14 protein-coding genes and 2 pseudogenes are annotated in these 17,763 nt (G+C 75.7%); 6 read left to right on the top strand and 10 right to left on the bottom strand.

All coding sequences use genetic code 11. The features are described 5' to 3' along the window. Together BM048_RS10600 and BM048_RS10595 are read left to right on the top strand one after the other, a co-directional pair. The coding region (locus tag BM048_RS10600; protein WP_175499485.1) for a substrate-binding domain-containing protein at positions 1–291 on the top strand (291 nt) is incomplete at its 5' end. A 194-nt stretch (positions 292–485) separates the two neighbouring features. Further along, entirely contained in the window at positions 486–2,387 is a 1,902-nt protein-coding gene (locus BM048_RS10595) for a glycoside hydrolase family 13 protein (protein WP_425319174.1), read from the top strand. Between the two features lie 39 nt (positions 2,388–2,426). Here the strand turns inward: BM048_RS10595 and BM048_RS17880 are convergent, their stop codons facing one another. Next, a complete protein-coding gene (locus BM048_RS17880) occupies positions 2,427–2,810 on the bottom strand; it encodes a hypothetical protein (RefSeq protein ID WP_139224415.1) in 384 nt (127 codons plus the stop codon). Between the two features lie 292 nt (positions 2,811–3,102). Between BM048_RS17880 and BM048_RS17875 the strand changes: the two genes are divergently transcribed. The 3 genes from BM048_RS17875 to BM048_RS10575 are packed head-to-tail and all read left to right on the top strand — an operon-like array spanning position 3,103 to position 5,725. Next, positions 3,103–3,435 (top strand): hypothetical protein, encoded by a 333-nt coding sequence (locus BM048_RS17875; RefSeq protein WP_139224414.1) that lies wholly within the window; start codon positions 3,103–3,105, stop codon positions 3,433–3,435. Continuing rightward, on the top strand, positions 3,432–5,036 hold the full coding sequence (locus BM048_RS10580; RefSeq protein ID WP_090032953.1) for a GGDEF domain-containing protein: 1,605 nt from the start codon (positions 3,432–3,434) through the stop codon (positions 5,034–5,036). Before BM048_RS17875 ends, BM048_RS10580 begins: the two co-directional genes overlap by 4 nt. Beyond that, entirely contained in the window at positions 5,033–5,725 is a 693-nt protein-coding gene (locus BM048_RS10575) for a signal peptidase I (RefSeq protein ID WP_090032951.1), read from the top strand. Before BM048_RS10580 ends, BM048_RS10575 begins: the two co-directional genes overlap by 4 nt. Here the strand turns inward: BM048_RS10575 and BM048_RS10570 are convergent. The 3 genes from BM048_RS10570 to BM048_RS10560 all read right to left on the bottom strand — a co-directional run bounded on the left by BM048_RS10570 (position 5,654) and on the right by BM048_RS10560 (position 8,966). Continuing rightward, positions 5,654–6,442 (bottom strand): hypothetical protein, encoded by a 789-nt coding sequence (locus BM048_RS10570; RefSeq protein WP_139224413.1) that lies wholly within the window; start codon positions 6,440–6,442, stop codon positions 5,654–5,656. The two genes, BM048_RS10575 and BM048_RS10570, sit on opposite strands and share 72 nt — an antisense overlap. Before the next feature lie 362 nt (positions 6,443–6,804). After that, entirely contained in the window at positions 6,805–8,460 is a 1,656-nt protein-coding gene (locus tag BM048_RS10565) for a catalase (RefSeq protein ID WP_090032948.1), read from the bottom strand. Beyond that, positions 8,457–8,966, bottom strand: coding sequence for a Fur family transcriptional regulator (locus BM048_RS10560; RefSeq protein ID WP_090032946.1), 510 nt, complete (start codon positions 8,964–8,966; stop codon positions 8,457–8,459). The genes BM048_RS10565 and BM048_RS10560 overlap by 4 nt, the downstream gene beginning before the upstream one ends. An 812-nt stretch (positions 8,967–9,778) precedes the next feature. On the opposite strand from BM048_RS10560, the pseudogene BM048_RS19170 reads away from it, so the two are divergent. Next, positions 9,779–10,462 (top strand): annotated as a pseudogene (locus tag BM048_RS19170) (HNH endonuclease signature motif containing protein); the annotation flags it as partial. 306 nt (positions 10,463–10,768) lie between these two features. On the opposite strand, the gene dusB reads toward BM048_RS19170, so the two are convergent. The 6 genes and pseudogenes from dusB to BM048_RS10520 form a co-directional block, all read right to left on the bottom strand. Further along, positions 10,769–11,959, bottom strand: a complete 1,191-nt coding sequence (dusB, locus tag BM048_RS10550) for a tRNA dihydrouridine synthase DusB (RefSeq protein WP_090032945.1) — start codon at positions 11,957–11,959, stop codon at positions 10,769–10,771. 132 nt (positions 11,960–12,091) lie between these two features. Further along, on the bottom strand, positions 12,092–13,477 hold the full coding sequence (locus BM048_RS10545; protein WP_090032943.1) for a glycine--tRNA ligase: 1,386 nt from the start codon (positions 13,475–13,477) through the stop codon (positions 12,092–12,094). A 66-nt stretch (positions 13,478–13,543) separates the two neighbouring features. Continuing rightward, complete coding sequence (locus BM048_RS10535; protein ID WP_175499483.1) at positions 13,544–14,338, bottom strand: DedA family protein; 795 nt, start codon at positions 14,336–14,338, stop codon at positions 13,544–13,546. Between the two features lie 212 nt (positions 14,339–14,550). Next, positions 14,551–15,381, bottom strand: a pseudogene (locus BM048_RS10530) (isoprenyl transferase); the annotation flags it as partial. Then, a complete protein-coding gene (gene recO / locus BM048_RS10525; protein ID WP_090032941.1) occupies positions 15,381–16,112 on the bottom strand; it encodes a DNA repair protein RecO in 732 nt (243 codons plus the stop codon). The gene recO and the pseudogene BM048_RS10530, both read right to left, overlap by 1 nt. Positions 16,113–16,176: 64 nt before the next feature. Continuing rightward, complete coding sequence (locus BM048_RS10520) at positions 16,177–17,751, bottom strand: GGDEF domain-containing protein (RefSeq protein ID WP_090032939.1); 1,575 nt, start codon at positions 17,749–17,751, stop codon at positions 16,177–16,179. Positions 17,752–17,763: the final 12 nt, after the last annotated feature.

Below are 17,763 nucleotides of genomic sequence, written 5' to 3'. Positions count from 1 at the left end.
GTGTCGGTCGTCGGGTTCGACGACTCACCCCTCGTCGCCTACACCGACCCGCCCCTCACGACCGTCCGCCAGCCCGTGCAGGCCATGGGCCACGCGGCGGTGAGCGCGCTCGTCGCCGAGATCAACCGCAGCAGCGCCGCGCGCACGGAGCTGCTCTTCCAGCCCGAGCTCATCGTGCGCGGGTCCACCGGGCCCGCGCCGCGCACGGCCCCCGGGCCGGCGCTGCCCGACGCCGACGGCCCCCGCGCCGCCCCGCGCCACGGCGCGCCGGCGCACCGCGCCGCCGGCTGACCGCACCGCCCGTCCACCCGCACCGCCCGTCCACCCGCACCGCCCGTCCACCCGCACCGCCCGTCCACCCACGCCGCCGGACCACCCGCGCCGTCCCCCCGACCGCGCCCCCGATCGACGGCCTGCCCGCGGCACCGCTCGCGCAGCAGACCTCCCGAACCCCTCCCGACCGCACCACCGAGAGGCCACACCCCGTGACCACCGACTCCCGTACGCCCGCCACCGACCTGCCCGGGGCGGTGGTGTCCGACGACCTCGTGCACGCGCCGGACGCCCCCGGCGGCCCGTGGTGGCGCCACGCCGTCATCTACCAGGTCTACCCGCGCTCCTTCGCCGACCTCTCGGGGGACGGCATCGGCGACCTGCCCGGCATCACCGCCCACCTCGACCACCTCGTCGAGCTCGGCGTCGACGCCGTGTGGCTGTCCCCGTTCTACCGCTCGCCGCAGAAGGACGCGGGGTACGACGTGGCGGACTACCGCGACGTCGACCCGCTGTTCGGCACGCTGGCGGACGCCGACGCCCTCGTCGCCCGGGCGCACGAGCTCGGCCTGCGGGTGGTCGTCGACCTCGTGCCCAACCACACCTCCGCCGACCACGCGTGGTTCCAGGAGGCCCTCGCGGCACCGCCCGGCTCCCCCGCGCGTGACCGGTACCTCTTCCGCGACGGCCGCGGGCCCGGCGGCGACGAGCCGCCCAACAACTGGTCCTCGATCTTCGGCGGGCGTGCGTGGACGCGGACGACGGACCCCGACGGCACACCGGGTCAGTGGTACCTGCACCTGTTCGACGTGAGCCAGCCGGACCTCGACTGGTCCAACCCGGTGGTCCGCGAGGAGTTCGAGGACGTCCTGCGCTTCTGGCTCGACCGCGGGGTCGACGGCTTCCGCATCGACGTCGCGCACGGGCTGGTCAAGGCGGAGGGCCTGCCCGACTGGGCCGGGCACGTGCGGATGGTCGAGGGGGCGGAGGACGACCCGGTCGCCGCCGCCGACGGTGCCGCCGAGGCGCACCCGAACCCGATCTTCGACCAGGACGGCGTGCACGAGGTCTACCGGTCGTGGCGGCGCGTGCTCGACGCCTACGACGGGGACCGCGCGATGGTCGCCGAGGCGTGGGTCGAGCCCCTCTCGCGCCTCGCCCTGTACGTGCGGCCCGACGAGCTGCAGACGGCCTTCAACTTCGCGTTCCTCGTCGCCGGGTGGGACGCCGGGGCGCTGCGGCGCGTCGTCGAGGCGTCCTTCGGCGCGAACGACGCGGTCGGTGCCCCGACGACGTGGGTGCTGAGCAACCACGACGTCGTGCGGCACACGAGCCGGTTCGGCATGCCCGACCCGACGGAGCGGCCCAACGGCATCGGCCCCGACGACGTGCAGCCCGACGCGGAGCTCGGCCTGCGCCGCGCCCGCGCCGCGACGCTCGTGCTGCTCGGCCTGCCCGGGTCGGCCTACCTGTACCAGGGCGAGGAGCTGGGCCTGCCGGACCACACGGCGCTCGACCCCGCGGTGCGGCAGGACCCCGCGTTCTTCCGCACGGGCGGCGAGGAGCTCGGCCGCGACGGGTGCCGCGTGCCCCTGCCGTGGTCCGTCGAGGCGCCGGCCGCCGGCTTCTCCCCCACCGGGCTGTCCTGGCTGCCGCAGCCCGAGGGGTGGGGCGGGTACGCCGCCGAGGCGCAGCGCGGCGTGGAGGGCTCGACGTTCGAGATGTACCGCGCGGCGCTGCGGGTGCGGCGCGAGCTGCGGCTGGGCGAGGGCGGGCTGCGCTGGGCGGAGGTGGGTCCGCAGGCCGTGACCGCGGCCGGCGTGTCCGCGTCGGGCGGTGCCGGTGCCGGTGCCGGTGGCGGTGGCGGTGGCGGTGGCGACGAGCGCGCGCACGGCATCGCCACCGAGCACGGCGAGGACCGCGACCCCGCCAGCCGCACGGGGGTGCTCGCCTTCGTCAACGGCGACGTGCTCGTCGTGGCCAACGTCGGCGCCGACCCCGTCGCGCTGCCGGCGGGGGCCGAGGTGCTCGTCGCCTCCGGCGGGCTCGGGACGGAGGGCGACCACCTCGTCGTCCCCACGGACACGACCGCCTGGGTGCGCGTCGGGGCCTGAGCCGCTGCCCGGGGCCCCGGCCGCCGTCGCGGCCGGGGCTCAGGGCGTGACGCTCTGCGCCTCCCAGCGCAGGTCGACGAGCACGTTCCTGCCCTGGGCGGCGTTGTCGTCGGCCAGGCGGTACGACACCTTGTACGTCCGGGTGGTCGTCCCCCCCGGACCCGCGCGCCACGTGCCGAGACCGGTGGCGTACCTGTCGTGCGCGGCGACGAGGCGCTGCATCGTCCCCGCGGACGCCACGGGCCGCGTGCCGTCGAACAGCACGGACGGCCCAGCCGTCGTCGCGGCGACGCTGAGCCGCTGGGGTGACGCCGGCGTCCACGGCGCCACGACCCGCTGGCGGCCCGGACCGGCGGAGGAGGCGCGGACCTTCGCGGTGACCGTCGTGCTGCAGGACGGCGCGCCGCAAGGGGGCACCGCCACCGCCGACCTCGTCTGGCGCGTCGACCCGGCGGCCGGCCCGGCCCTCCCCGGGCCGTCGCCCGCGCCGACCGCGCCGGGCGGCGCACCCCCGGCCCCCGGTGGCCCCACCCCGCCCCCGGCCCGCGGGACGGAGGGCACGCCCCCCGCCCCGGCGCCCGGGACCGACGTGCCCCGCGCGTCCGCCTCCTCCCCCGCCGCAGCGCCCGCCGGCCCGCCCTCCACGACGTCTCCCGTCCCGTCCCCCCTCGCGTCCCCTGACGCATCCCCTTCCGCGTCCCCCACCCCGTCCTCCATGCCGTCCCCCACGGGGTCCGCCGCCGCCGCGGGCGCGGGGTCGTCGGGCTCGGGCGGGGGCGGGCTGACCGGTGGCTCCGCCGGCCCCGCCGGCGACGAGCGCGTCGTCGCCCGGCCCGGGCCCCTCACGCTGCCGGCCGCGGTGCTGGCCACCGCCCTCGGCGTGGCCGTGCGCAGCCCGTTCCCGCTGGGCCTCGTCGCCGTCGTCCTGCTCTTCCTGCTCGTGCAGGACACCATCGACCGGCGCGACCCGAAGCTCGCGCTCGCGCCGCTGCGCGAGGAGCCGCCCGAGCGCTTCCGCCCGACGACGCCCGTGGGGCGTACCTCATGAGGGTGCGCTCGGGTGGCGACGGCCTGGTCCCGCTCGGCGACCGGCTGCGCTGGACGGCGCTGCTGCGGGTCGCGGTGGTGGTCGTCGGGCCGCCGCTGCTGTGGGCGGGCGGCGGAGCGGGTCGCCCGGAGGACGGGCCCGCACTCGTGCTCGTCGCCGTCCTGCACCTCGTGCTGGCGCTGGCGGCGCTGCCGCTGCTGCAGCTGGGCCGCCGGGTGGCGCTCGCGACCCTGACGGCGGCGGTGCTGGTCGACGGCGCCCACCTCGCGTGGGCCTTCGTCGTCCTCGAGGGGTTCGACGGGCCGGTGCCCTACCTGCTCCTGCTGCACCTGACCGCGGTGACGCTGCTGACGTCCTTCCGGACCGGGCTCAAGGTCGCGCTCTGGCACTCCATCGCGCTCGTCGTCGCCGTCGAGGCGGCACGCACCGGTCTGCTCACGGGGACCGACGTGCCCCTCGGCGGGCCGTACCCGTACCGGCAGCTCGTCGAGCTGCTGGCCGTGCTCTGGGCCGCGGGGCTGGGCACGGCGACGTTCGCCGCGGTGAACGAGCGCGAGCTGCGGCGGCGGCGCTACGACGCGGACGTCCTCGCGCGGTTCTTGCTCGAGCTCGAGACCTGCACCGACGCGCGGCGCGTGGCGCAGCTCCTGGCCGACCTGGCGCACGACGAGCTCCTGGCGCGCCGCGCGCTCGTCGTGAGCCTGCCGGCGGCCGGGCCCGCGCGCGTCGCGGCGACGGCCCCCGTCGCGAGCGGCGTGCTGCGGCTCGAGACGCCGCTGGACCTCCGTCCGGCCTCCGTCGTGCGGCGGGCCCAGGCCACGCACACGACGCTGCTCGTCGAGCACCCGGACCCCGTCGCCGACGCCGCGCTGCGGGAGCACCTGCCGGGGGCGACGCACCTCGTCGTCGTGCCGTGGGCCCTCGACGACGCCGCGGGTGCGCTCGTGCTCGACGTCGCACCGCCCGGCCTGCTCGCCCGGGCGGTCGGGGCGGTGCCCGGGGTCGAGCGGCGGCGCCTGCTCTCGGCGCAGCAGGCCGCGGCGCACGCGGCGCAGTCGCTGGCGCGCGCGGCCCTCGTCGCCCGCCTGCGCCGCCTCGCGGAGACGGACGGGCTGACCGGGCTGCCCAACCGCGCCACGCTCGACCGGACCCTGTCCGAGGCGCTCGTCGACGACGCGCACGACGGGGCCCCCACGGCCGTGCTGCTGCTGGACGTCGACCACGTCAAGGCCGTCAACGACCGCCACGGCCACCTCGTCGGCGACGAGACGCTGCGCACGGTGGGCACCGTCCTGCGGTCCGTCGCGCCGCCCGGGGCGCTGCCGGCGCGGTACGGGGGCGAGGAGTTCTGCCTCCTGCTGCCCGCCACCCCGGTGGACCGCGCGGCTGCCGTCGCCGAGCGGGCGCGGCGCGCGGTGGCGGCGCGCACCCACGCACCGGCGGTGACCGTGAGCATCGGCGTCGCGGTCGCGCCGGACGCCGGGACGTCGCCGGAGAGGCTGCTGCACGCGGCGGACCTCGCGCTGTACGGCGCGAAGGCGGAGGGGCGCGACCGCGTCGTCGTGCACGGCGAGGCCGCCCGCGCGGGGACGTCCGCGTGAGCAGCGGGCGGCACCGGCGGGCGCGGCGGGCACGGGCGCGTGCGGCGGGGGCGCCGCGGCACGTGCTGCGACGGCCGCTCGGCGCCCGCGTCCGGGCGGTGGCGGGGCTGACGGCGGCGACGACGGCGACGGCGGTGCTGGCGTGCGTCGGGGGGCTGGGCACGTGGGCGCTGCTGCCGGCCGTGGTCGGCTGGGAGACGCGCGTGGTGGTCTCGGGGTCGATGGTGCCGGCGCTGGCGGTCGGTGACCTCGTGGTGACGGCCCCACCGCCGGGTCCGGTGCTGCCGGGGCACGTCGTGGTGTTCGACGAGCCGGGCGGCACCGGCCGCACGGTGGTGCACCGCGTGCGCAGCGTCCGCCCGGACGGGGCGCTCGTCACCCGGGGGGACGCCAACGGCTCCGACGACGGGGCCCCGCTGGCACCCGCGGACGTGCGCGGCGTGGCGCGCCTGCGGGTGCCGCTCGTCGGGCTGCCCGCGGTGTGGGCGCGGCAGGGTGAGGCCGGCCGCCTCGTCGCGGTCGTCGCCGCGGCGGTCCTCCTACCGGTGGCGGCGACGCTGCCGGTGCCGTCGTCGCCGGAGCGGCCGCGCGCGGAGAGGCGGGCGGAGGCGGGCGGCTCAGCAGGCCGGCACCGACGCCGTCACGGCCGTCGAGCGCCAGGTCCCCGACGTCGCGCGGACCGTCCATAGGCCGCCGGCCGTCGGCGCGGCCGTGTCGGACCAGGTCGTGGTGGTCCGGCCCGCCACGGTCACGACGTCGCCGGTGGGCCGGGTGACCGCGTACCCGGTGGTGAAGGGGTCGGTGGGAGCCGTCCACCCGAGCTGCACCGGGGTCGGCCGCCCGTCGGAGCGCAGCGCCAGCGAGACCGCGTGCCAGCCGCGCGACGCGGAGAGCGTCGCCGTCGTCGCACCCGTGCCACCCGTCGCCGTCACGGCGCGGTCGGCGACGACGGCGCGCACCGGCTGGACGCCGGTGCCGTGCACGGAGGCGCGCACGGCCGGCCCGGCCGCGACGGTCAGCTGCTCGGCGGCAGCGGTGTCGTCGACGAGGAAGACCGTCACCAGCCGGGCGGGGGCGGTGGCCAGGGACAGCGACGGCGCGGTCGCGGTCGTGCCGGAACCCGAGGAGCCCTCGGAGGAGAGCACGGGCGCCGTGGCGTCCGCACCCGACCAGGCGAGCAGCACCGCGGCGGTGGCGTCGTCGGGGTCCAGGCCGCTGAACGCGTAGGACGACGGCTCCGAGGTCGTGGCGACGCGCATCGCGACGACCGCGGACGCGTCGGTCCCGTTGCGCCACGTGACGGTCCACCCGGCGGGCAGGACCGGGTCCGAGGTCGCGTCGTGGTGCATGACCACGGCGACGAGCACGTCGCCCGCGACGACACCGGTGGGCCGGGCGAGGGTCACCGAGCCCGCGGACGCGTTCGCGCCGACGGGGTCGGTGGTGGCCGTCGTCGTGCCCCGCAGGGCCGGTGCGGCCGCACAGCTGCGGGTCGCGGTCAGCCCCGTCGGCGGGTCGAGGGTCTCCGCCGCGTACGCGCTGCCGACGGTCGTGCGCGCCGAAACGCGGCCTGCGCCGCGCCGGCCGTCCCGGCGACGGCCAGGCCGAGGACGGCGAGGGCCGCCAGGCCGGCGGCGCGTCGGGCGGGGCACACAGGCGGCCCATCGGCGTGGTCGCGCCCGTCCTGACCTCCCGACGACGACGAGGCCCGGCCGGTCACCCGGCCGGACCCCGTCGCTCACCCGGACGTGGGTGCTGGCGTGCTCGCTCAGCCGGCGAGGACCACCCGCTCGTTCGGGACGCAGTGCGTCATCCGCAGGCCCGTGACGTCGCGCGGGCCGTTCTTGCCGATGTTCGCCAGGCGGGCGAGCTCGTCGTCGGACAGCGTCTGGCTGGCCAGCGGCGGCAGGTGGCGGACGTCGTCGGCGCTGATGCCGAGGCCCTCGCCGACGCGGGCGCCCAGCTCGTCGTCGCACAGCAGGAAGTGCCACACCATGCGCTCCTGCACCTCGCGCACGGCCTGGCCGATGAGCGTGACGAGGTTGTGCACGAGGTCGTCCTGCTCCCACGGCTCCATGAGCTGGTAGCGCTGGCCCGCCTGCGTGTAGTCGTTCGTGCGCGGGATGCGCTTGCGGGTCAGGCGGCCCGTGATCTCCGGGCCCTGCTCGTCGTGGGTCGGGTACTGCGCCTCGCGCAGGCCGCCGGTGATGGACGGCTCGTAGTTCACGTGGGGGTTCGTGCCGACCGGGTCGACGCGGTACTGCATCTGCCCGCCCTGCTGGTTCGTCGCCACCGGCGCCTGCGGCGCGTTGACGGGCAGCTGCAGGTAGTTGGGGCCGACGCGGTAGCGCTGGGTGTCAGAGTAGGAGAACGTGCGCCCGACGAGCATCTTGTCGTCGGAGAAGTCCAGCCCGTCGACGAGGACGCCGGTGCCGAACGCGATCTGCTCGTTCTCCGTGAAGTGGTTCGACACGTTGCGGTTCAGCACCATGCGGCCGACGACCTTCGGCGGGAACTCGTTCTCCGGCCAGACCTTCGTGTCGTCGAGCGGGTCGAAGTCGAGCTCGGGGTGCTCGTCGTCGGTCATGAGCTGCACCTGCAGCTCCCACTCGGGGTACTCGCCGCGCTCGATCGCCTCGTACAGGTCCTTCGAGGCGTGGCCGAGGTCGCCGCCCTGGATGACCGCGGCATCGGCCTCCGTGAGGCTCTTGACGCCGGCCGTCGGGATCCAGTGGTACTTGACGAGGTGGCTGACGCCCTCGGCGTTGACCCACTTGTAGGTGTTCACGCCGAAGCCCTGCTGCGTCCGGTAGTTGGCCGGGATGCCGCGCGGGCTGAAGAGGTTGACCAGCATGTGCATCGCCTCGGGCGTCTGCGACATGAAGTCGAAGATGCGGCCCGGCTCCTGCCGGAACGTGACGGGGTCCGGCTTGAGGGAGTGGATGACGTCGGGGAACTTGATGGCGTCGCGGATGAAGAAGACGCCGAGGTTGTTGCCGACGAGGTCCCAGTTGCCGTCCTCGGTGTAGAACTTCACGGCGAAGCCGCGCGGGTCGCGCGCCGCCTCCGAGGAGTCGCGGCCGCCGATGACCGTGGAGAAGCGGATCGCGAGGTCCGTGCGCTTACCGGCCTCCTGGAACAGCTTGGCGCGGGTGTAGCGGGAGATCGGCTCGTCGCCCCACTGCCCCGTCGCCTCGAAGTAGCCGAATGCGACGGCGCCGCGCGCGTGCACGACGCGCTCCGGGATGCGCTCGCGGTCGAAGTGGCTGATCTTCTCGAGGAACTGGTAGTTCTCGAGCGTGGCGGGACCGCGGGCCCCGACCGTGCGCTGGTTCTGGTTGTCGTAGACGGGATGACCCTGGCGGTTGGTGAGCACGGGGCGGTCGTCGCCGGGGGCGGACGGCTGGCTCGCGACGTCGGTCATGAGGTCCTCTCGGTGGAGCGGGTGGGGTGGGCACCGGCCGGCAGGTCGGCGGTGGCTGCCTGGTGGCAGGACGGGCACGTGCCCCAGAAGGTCACCTCGGCCTCGTCGAGGACGAAGCCGAGGTCGTCGTCGGGCCGCAGGCAGGGCGCGGTGCCGTGCGTGCAGGCGACGTCCACCATCGCGCCGCAGCTGCGGCAGACGAGGTGGTGGTGGTTGTCCCCGACGCGCGTCTCGTAGCGCGCGGGGTGCCCGGCCGGTTCGACCCGGCGCAGGAGCCCCGCCGCGGTGAGCGCGTCGAGGCAGTCGTAGACGGCCTGCGTGGAGACGGTGCCGAGCCGGGCCCGGACCTCGTGCTCCACGTCGGCCGCCGTGAGGTGCGGGTGGTCGGGGCTGGCGGGGTCGGCCGCGTGGCGGCCGGCGGCGCCGAGGGTGTCCAGCACCGCGCGGCGCGTGGCCGTGACACGCAGGCCGGCGGCGCGCAGCCGGTCCTCGGTGCCGTGGGTCATGTCGTCATCATCACCCGTAGTCTGGAACGAGTCCACTTCTGGCGGTGCGTGTCGGGGTGCGCGTACGGGCGCTCCCGGGACGATCCTCCGCGCCGCCCGCGGCCGTCGAGTCGTCCCCAGGGTGGGTCCTGTGGACGACTGGCCTGCAGGAACACCCGATCGTGCGTCTTCCGGGGCGTCGAGCCGCGGGCTTAGGGTCTGGTACAAGCGTTCGACGACTGCCGAGGGAGGTGTTGCGCGTGTACGAGGAGCTCCTTGCCGACTTCGAGGGCGTGCGGTCGACCCTGGGTGGTGTGGGGGCACGGGCCGGGCAGGCCGAGGCGCTCACGCGGGCGCAGCGCCAGCACGTGCTGTCGCTGTTCCAGGCGGTGTCGGGGGCGACGGCGGCGGCGCGGGCGGCGTGGATCGCGGCGGACTCGAGGCTGACCCCGAAGGGGGTCGGGGACAGATCCGCGGCGGAGGGCATCGCGGGGCGGGACCGGGTCGGGCTGCCGGAGGCCAGGCGGCAGGAACGCCAGGCCGGCGCGGTGGAGGCCGCGCCGGCGTTCGGGGCGGCGGTGGCGGCGGGTGTGCGCTCCGAGGCGCACCTGGACGCCCTGGCCGGGGTCCTGGCCTCGGCCTCGGAGCAGGTCAAGGCCGTGCTGACCTCGGAGGAGGGGCAGGCGGAGCTGACGGACCTGGCCGGGCAGGTCGACCCGGCCCGGTTCAAGCGCGAGCTGCTGCAGAAGGCCGCCGAGATCGACGCGCCCGCGGTGGAGACCCGGTACCAGGCCCAGCACCGGGCCCGGTACCTGCACCTGCTCGAGACCGACATGGGTACCCGGATCAAGGGCTGCCTGGACCCCGGCGCCGGCACAGCGCTGCGGCGGGCGCTGGAGCTGACCCGGCAGATCCCGGGTGGGGACCGCACCTCCGGGCAGGCCATGGCCGACGCGCTCGAGGCGTTGGCGCGGGCAGCGTTGGCGGAGAAGAACGGCGGCCCCTCGGGTGCCTCGGTCCGCCCGCACCTGACCCTGCTGACGGACCTCGCCACCTACACCTCGGTCGTGGAGGCGCTGCGGCAGCGCGAGGCCGCCCGTGCCTGCCAGGACACGCCGCCTGCCGCTGGTGCGCCCGTCGCCTGCACCGAGGACCTGCCCGACGTGGACGTGCTCGGCCCGGTCCTGACCGGGCTGACGCCCGTCGTCGACGACGACGGGCACGTCCTGGCTGCCTCGCTGGTCGCGCGGATGCTGTGCGACGTCGACACCGCCGCCCTGGTCATCGGGCCCGACGGGCAGCCCATCGACCTCGGCCGCGAAGAACGCCTGTTCACCTGGCGCCAGCGCCGCTGCATCGTCGTGCGCGACCAGGGGTGCACCTTCCCCGGGTGCGACGTCCCCGCCCGCTGGTGCGAGGTCCACCACATCCGCTGGTGGGCCAGGGACAACGGGCACACCGACATCGAGAACGGGATCCTCTTGTGCACCCGGCACCACCACGAGGTGCACCGCGCCGATCTGACCATCACACGCATCGTCGACGGTTCGACGAGACGACCCGGACCGGTGAAGGCCACCACGTTGCCACCGGCGGTGTACGAGTTCCGGGCACCCGACGGACGACTCGTCGGGCACCGGCGACGCGATAGCCCGGTCGCTCGACCAGGCCCGGGTCCGGGTCTGACGTCGACCTGGAGCGGTGCCGCGTTCGAGGCGTGCCGCGTGCGTCCCGTGGACGGCGGCCGTGTGCACCGCGACCCCGGGGCGGCCAGGGCGGGTCGACCGCGCGGGAGGACGCCGGGACGCGTCGGTGCGGTCCGGTCAGCCGCCCGACACGCTGAGCTCGGCCTCGGCGAGGCGGCGCTGGAAGTCCTCGGAGAGCTCGCGGGAGTCGAGCCAGCCGTCGGGCAGCGCGGGTCGCTTCGGGGAGCCGGCGCGGCCGCGCGGGCCCTCGGCGGGCTCGCCGGGGTAGGGCTGGTCGAGGTCGAGCTCGGCGAGGAGGTCGTCGAGCTCCGTGAGGGTCGACACCTGGGCCAGGCGCGAGCGGAGGTCGCCGCCCACGACGTAGCCCTTGAGGTACCAGGCCATGTGCTTGCGCATCTCCGACAGGGCCTTGTACTCGCTGGGGAAGACCTCGCACATGAGCGTGGCGTGCCGCCGCATCGTCTCGGCGACGTACTGCATGCCCGGTCGGATGCGGTCGGGACGGCCCGCGAAGGCGGCCTCGAGGTCGGCGAAGAGCCAGGGCCGCCCCTGGCAGCCGCGGCCGACCACGACACCGTCGACGCCGGTGTGCTCGACCATGGCGAGGGCGTCCTCCGCGGACCATATGTCGCCGTTGCCGAGCACGGGGATGTCGGTGACGGCCTCATTGAGCGTCGCGATGGCGTCCCAGTCGGCGGTGCCGGAGTAGTGGTCGGCGGCGGTGCGGCCGTGCAGCGCGACCGCCGCGACCCCGACCTCCTGGGCGGTGAGGCCGGCCTCGACGTAGGTGAGGTGCTCGTCGTCGACGCCCTTGCGCATCTTGACCGTCACCGGCACGCCCGCCGGCCGAGCGGCCTCGACGGCGGCGGTGATGATGCCGCGGAACAGGTCGCGCTTCCACGGGAGCACGGCACCGCCGCCGCGCCGCGTCACCTTGGGCACGGGGCAGCCGAAGTTGAGGTCGACGTGGTCGGCGCGGTCCTCCTCGACCACCATCCGCACGGCCGCGCCGACCGTCGCCGGGTCGACGCCGTAGATCTGGATGGAGCGCGGCCGGAAGTCGCCGTCGGGCGCGATGATCCGCAGCGACTCGACGTTGCGCTCGACGAGGGCACGCGAGGTGACCATCTCGGCCACGTACAGGCCGGCGCCCTGCTCGCGGCACAGACGGCGGAACGCGGCGTTCGTGACACCGGCCATGGGCGCCAGGACGACCGGCGTCCGGCTGACGATCGGGCCGATCCGCAGCGGGGGGTACGCCGGATCCGGTCGGGAGGCCTGGGCGGCGGCGGGCGCGAGGGTCGTCACCGTCCCATTGTCACCCCTCGGTGGTGCCGTCCCCGCCCCGGCGAGGGCGGGGACGGCACCACCGGGCACAGCGGCCCGCACCACCGGCCACGCCGGCCCAGGAGACGCGACGCGCTGGGCCGGGAGGCGTTCTCAGGCGCCGACGAGGCGCTGCGCCAGGTAGCCCGTCACCTGGTCGAGGGCGACGCGCTGCTGCGACATGTCGTCGCGGTGACGGATCGTCACGGCCTGGTCCTCGAGCGTGTCGAAGTCGACCGTGATGCAGAACGGGGTGCCGATCTCGTCCTGGCGGCGGTAGCGGCGTCCGATGGCGCCGGCGTCGTCGAAGTCCACGTTCCAGGACCGGCGCAGCTCGGCGGCAAGGTCGCGCGCCTTCGGTGAGAGCTGCTCGTTGCGCGAGAGCGGCAGGACCGCGGCCTTGACCGGGGACAGGCGCGGGTCGAGCTTGAGGACCACGCGCGTGTCGACGCCGCCCTTGGTGTTGGGCGCCTCGTCCTCGGCGTAGGCCTCGACGAGGAACGCCATGAGGGAACGGGTGAGGCCCGCCGCGGGCTCGATGACGTACGGCGTGAACCGCTCGCCCTTGCCCTGGTCGAAGAAGGACAGGTCCTGGCCGGAGTGCTCGCTGTGCGTCGACAGGTCGAAGTCGGTGCGGTTGGCGATGCCCTCGAGCTCGCCCCACTCGCTGCCGGTGAAGCCGAAGCGGTACTCGATGTCGACGGTGCGCTTGGAGTAGTGCGACAGCTTCTCGGCCGGGTGCTCGTAGTGCCGCAGGTTGTCGCGGGAGATGCCGAGCCCCGTGTACCAGTCCGTCCGGGTGTCGATCCAGTACTGGTGCCACTCCTCGTCGGTGCCCGGCACGACGAAGAACTCCATCTCCATCTGCTCGAACTCGCGGGTGCGGAAAATGAAGTTGCCGGGCGTGATCTCGTTGCGGAACGACTTGCCGATCTGGCCGATGCCGAACGGGGGCTTCATGCGGGCCGCGGTGTAGACGTTCTTGAAGTTCACGAAGATGCCCTGGGCCGTCTCCGGGCGCAGGTAGTGCAGGCCGGACTCGTCCTCGACCGGGCCGAGGTAGGTCTTGAGCATCATGTTGAAGTCGCGCGGCTCGGTCCACTGGCCGCGCGTGCCGCAGTTCGGGCACGGCACGCCGGCGAGGCCGCCCTCGGCCTCGTGCCCCTTGCGCTCGGCGTACTCCTCGAGGAGCTGGTCCTCACGGAAGCGCTTGTGGCAGGACAGGCACTCCGTCAGGGGGTCGGTGAAGACGCCGACGTGGCCCGAGGCGACCCAGACCTGGCGCGGCAGGATGACCGAGGAGTCGAGCCCGACGATGTCGTCACGGCTCGTGACCATCGCGCGCCACCACTGGCGCTTGATGTTCTCCTTCAGCTCCACGCCCAGGGGGCCGTAGTCCCACGCGGAGCGGGTGCCTCCGTAGATCTCGCCGCTGGGGAAGACGAAGCCACGCCGCTTGGCGAGGGAGACGACGTTGTCCAGACGGGACGGTGCAGCCACGGTGGATCCACTCCTGGGTCGGCAGGTCCCGCGGCTGGGTGCCGTGGGACGGGGGGTCGCGCCAGCCTAGCGGGGCCGGCCGGCCCTCTCGGCCGGGACGTCCGTCGGGGCGGCGGCCGACCCGCTGGTGGAGTGGGTGGTGGACGCGGCGGTGGAGGCGGTGCTGGACGCAGCGGTGGAGGCGGTGCTGGACGCAGCGCTGGAGGGGGTCGTGGACGCGGCGATGGAGGCGGCAGTGGATGCGGCGGTGGTGGACGCGGCGGTGGAAGCGGCGGAAGAGGCGGTGGTGGACGCGGCGGTGGAGGTAGTGGTGGAGGCGCTGGTCGGAGGTCGGGTGCGACGGCGGCGTGCGACGAGGAGCGCGGCGAGGACGACCGCCGCGAGGGCGGGCAGCGCCCACGGCGAGCGGGCGGCGAGCGCGACCGCCGCCCACCACGCCCCCAGGCCGACGGTGGACCAGACCACGGCCCAGGCCACAGCACCCGGCAGGGACGCCAGCGCGAAGCGCAGGTAGGGCATGCGCACGAGCCCGGCCGCCGCGAACACCGCGGACTGGATGCCGACCGTCAGGTACGCGACGGGCACCGCGGCGACGCCCCAGCGTCTGACCAGGGCGACGCCCCGCCGGACCAGGGGCGTGGTCGACCAACGAGCGGTGCGCTCGACGGCGACGCGCCACCACGCCGGTCCGCGGCCGCCGTCGCGGCGCTGGCGGTCCTGCTCCCGGCCGGCGCCGGCGGCGACACCGCGGCCCGCCCAGTAGATGGCGTGCGAGCGCAGCAGCGCGCCGCCGAAGAGCACGAGGAGGACCGCGGCGACCGGCAGGCCGTCCAGCCCGTACGCCGCGCCCGCATCCGTCACCGGGCGATGGTAGGCCGCGCCGGCAGGCCCTCGTCCGGACCGGAGGTCCCGTCCCCGTCGGGGTCGGTGGTGGCGGGGTCGGTGGTGGCGGGGTCGGTGGTGGCGCGGCCGGTGGTGGCGTGGCCGGTCGTGGCGTGGCCGGTCGTGGCGTGGCCGGTCGTGGCGGGGTCGGTCGTGGCGGGGTCGATCGTGGCGGGGCCGGCCTGCTCGTCCGCGACGGCGTCGACCGCGCCGCCGTAGCGGCGGTCGCGGCGGGCGTACGTCTCCACCGCGCGCCACAGGTGGCGGCGGTCCACGTCGGGCCACGGCTCGTCGAGGAAGACCAGCTCGGCGTACGCGGCCTGCCAGATGAGGAAGTTGGAGGTGCGCTGCTCCCCCGACGAGCGGACGAAGAGGTCGACGTCCGGCAGGTCGGGCTCGTCGAGGTAGCGGGCGAAGAGCTTCTCGTCGACGCGGTCGGGGCGCAGCCGTCCGGCGGCGACCTCCTCGGCGATGGCGCGGGCGGCGTCGGCGACCTCGGCGCGGCCGCCGTAGTTCACGCACATGGTCAGGGTGCAGACGGTGTTGTCCCGCGTCTGCTCCTCGGCCGTCTCGAGCTCGGCGATGACGGACCGCCACAGCCGCGGCCGTCGCCCGGCCCAGCGCACGCGCACGCCCCAGGAGTCCATGAGGTCGCGGCGGCGCCGCAGCACGTCGCGGTTGAAGCCCATGAGGAAGCGCACCTCTTCCGGGGAGCGCGACCAGTTCTCGGTGGAGAAGGCGTAGGCCGACACGTGCTGCACGCCGATCTCGATGGCACCCGCCACGACGTCCAGCAGCGAGGCCTCCCCCGCGGTGTGCCCGGCGGTGCGCGGCAGGCCGCGGGCGTTGGCCCAGCGGCCGTTGCCGTCCATGACGACGGCCACGTGCCGCGGGACGAGCTCGCGCGGGATCTGCGGCGGGCGCGCGCCGCTGGGGTGCGGCGGCGGGGGGACGGGTGCGGGACGCGTGCGTGCCGCCGGTGCCGGCGTGGTGCCGCGTGGCGTGCGGCGCAGCCCGGCCATCAGACGCGCTCCACCATCGGCAGCGACCGCAGGCTGCGCTCGAGGTGGAACTGGCAGAACGCGGCGACGAGCCCGTTGCCCTCGCCGCGGTGCCGCTCGGCGCTGGCGTCGGCGACGTCCCAGTCCCCGACGAGCAGGGCCGCGAGCAGCGCGAACGTCTCCGGCGCCGGCGCGGCGGAGCCCGGCGGGCGGCACCGGGCGCACACGGCCCCGCCCGAGGCGACCGCGAAGGCCCGGTGCGGGCCCGGCTCGCCGCAGCGCGCGCAGTCGGTGAAGCTCGGCGCCCACCCGGCCACGGCCAGCGCCCGCAGCAGGTAGGAGTCGAGGACGAGGCCCGGGGCGTGGGCCCGCAGCGCGAGCGACCGCACCGCCCCGACGAGGAGCCGGTGCTGCTGGAGGGCGGGCTCGTGCTCGTCGGCGACGAGCCGCTCGGCCGTCTCGAGCATGACGGTGCCCGTGGTGTACAGCGCGTAGTCCCCCGCGATCGACCGGCCGAAGGTGTCCAGCGTCTCGGCCTGGGTGATGACGTCGAAGGTGCGTCCGGTGCTGAGCTGCAGGTCCACGCGCATGAAGGGCTCGAGCCGGGAGCCGAACCGCGAGGAGGTCCGGCGCACGCCCTTGGCGACGGCCCGGACCTTGCCGTGCTCGCGCGTCAGCAGGGTGACGATGCGGTCGGCCTCACCCAGGGAGTGCGTCCGCAGGACGATCGCCTCGTCGCGGTACAGGCTCATGCGCGCATCACCGGCCCATCATCCCCCGGCACGCCGTGCACGGCGGGCCCTGCCCGCGCGGCGCTCAGGACCGACGCGTGACGCGCGTGTCGCGGCCGGCACGCTTGGCGTCGAGGACCGCGTGGCTCAGCTCGCCCAGCAGGGTGGCGGAGTCCGCGGTGATGGCCGCGCCGACGGAGATCGTCACGTGCAGCCCCGGGTGGACCTGGTCCCACGCCAGACCTCGCACCCGGGCCACGAGCTCGGCGGCCCGGGCGTCGAGGTCCGGCGAATCCGCCGGCCAGGGGTCGAAGAGGACGACGAACTCGTCGCCCCCGTAGCGCGCCACGAGGTCCCCGGGGCGCACGAAGGCCCGCAGCTCGTCGGCGATCCGCACCAGCACCTCGTCGCCCACGAGGTAGGAGAAGGTGTCGTTGACCTCCTTGAAGTTGTCGACGTCGATGAACAGCGCACCGACGGACCCCTGCGCGTGGTCGAGGAAGCCCTGGATGGCCCGCCGGTTGCCGACGCCGGTGAGCCCGTCGAGGACCGAGAGCTCGGCCACGCGACGCGACTCCACCTGCAGCTCGTGGATCTGCACCTGGGCGAGCATGGCGGCGAAGCGCTCCGACCGCTCCGCCCACAGCAGCTCCTGGGCGCGGCGGAACATGCGCGACGCGTGCTCCAGCGCCGGGTGGTCCCCGTGCCGGCGGACCGCGAGGGTCAGCAGCGCGTCGTCGGCCATCGTCGACCACACGTCGCGCAGCCCGGTCTCCGCCGCCGACCGCAGCGCGCGCAGGTGGTGCTCGGCCTCGTCGAGCCGGCCGAGCTCCAGCAGGGCGACGGCGCGCGTCGCGGTGCCGACGAACCACTCGGGCCGCCCACGGCGCTGCTCCACCTCGGCCTGCACGCTCTCCACGTGCCGCAGGGCCATCTCGGGCTCCCCCGCGCTGAGCTCGGCGTACGCGAGCCCGACGTGCGCGAACAGCCGGGGGCCGGAGTCCTGCGTGTGCTCGGTCAGCCGCAGCAGCAGCAGCGCCCGCGACGCCATGGTCTCCACGACCCGGTGCGCGCCCTCGGGGCGCCCGAGCAGCTGCAGGCCGGCGGCCCACTCCGAGAGGGTGCGCAGGCCCTCGACCAGGACCCCGGGGACGGCGCCGTGCCCGATGAGCGGCGCCACCTGCCACATGACCGCGTCGGCCTGCTCGTACAGCTCCACGGTGCGCAGGGCCTCCGACAGCAGCACGGCGGCGGAGACCTGGTTGTACCGGGTGCCGTCGGGCGTGCCGACGAGCACCCACGCCTTGGCGATGAGCTCCAGGACCTCGTGGTACCGGCCCTCGCGACGGATGGACAGCGCGCGCAGGATGACGGCCTTCGCGCGCCAGTAGGGCTCGTCGTCGTCGACCGTGCGCCGCTCGAGCTCCTCCGCCCACTGCAGCGCCACGTCCGGGTGGCCGAGGGCGAACAGCGCCCGGCCGCCCGTGAAGAGGAAGTACCGCGCGGACGCCGTGTCGCCCATGGCGTCGGCCACCGCGACCCCGGCCGCCGCGAGCTCGGCGGCCCGCCGCGGGTCCCCGTTGGCGAACTCCGCGTGCGCCACGTCGGTGAGGGCGTCGAGCACGCCGAACTCGCCCACGCGGACGGGCAGGCGCTCCACCAGGTCTCCTCA

It is taken from the genome of Cellulomonas marina (assembly GCF_900111925.1).
GTDB classification, from domain to species: Bacteria; Actinomycetota; Actinomycetes; order Actinomycetales; family Cellulomonadaceae; genus Cellulomonas; species Cellulomonas marina.
Note: the sequence above shows the minus strand (reverse complement) of the source record. Positions and strands in the feature narration are given on the sequence as shown.

Coding starts and splice junctions, on each gene's coding strand:
- BM048_RS17875 (WP_139224414.1), top strand. CDS start 3,103: ATGCCGTCCCCCACGGGGTCCGCCGCCGCCGCGGGCGCGGGGTCGTCG.
- BM048_RS10580 (WP_090032953.1), top strand. CDS start 3,432: ATGAGGGTGCGCTCGGGTGGCGACGGCCTGGTCCCGCTCGGCGACCGG.
- BM048_RS10565 (WP_090032948.1), bottom strand. CDS start 8,460: ATGACCGACGTCGCGAGCCAGCCGTCCGCCCCCGGCGACGACCGCCCC.
- BM048_RS10560 (WP_090032946.1), bottom strand. CDS start 8,966: ATGACCCACGGCACCGAGGACCGGCTGCGCGCCGCCGGCCTGCGTGTC.
- recO (WP_090032941.1), bottom strand. CDS start 16,112: ATGAGCCTGTACCGCGACGAGGCGATCGTCCTGCGGACGCACTCCCTG.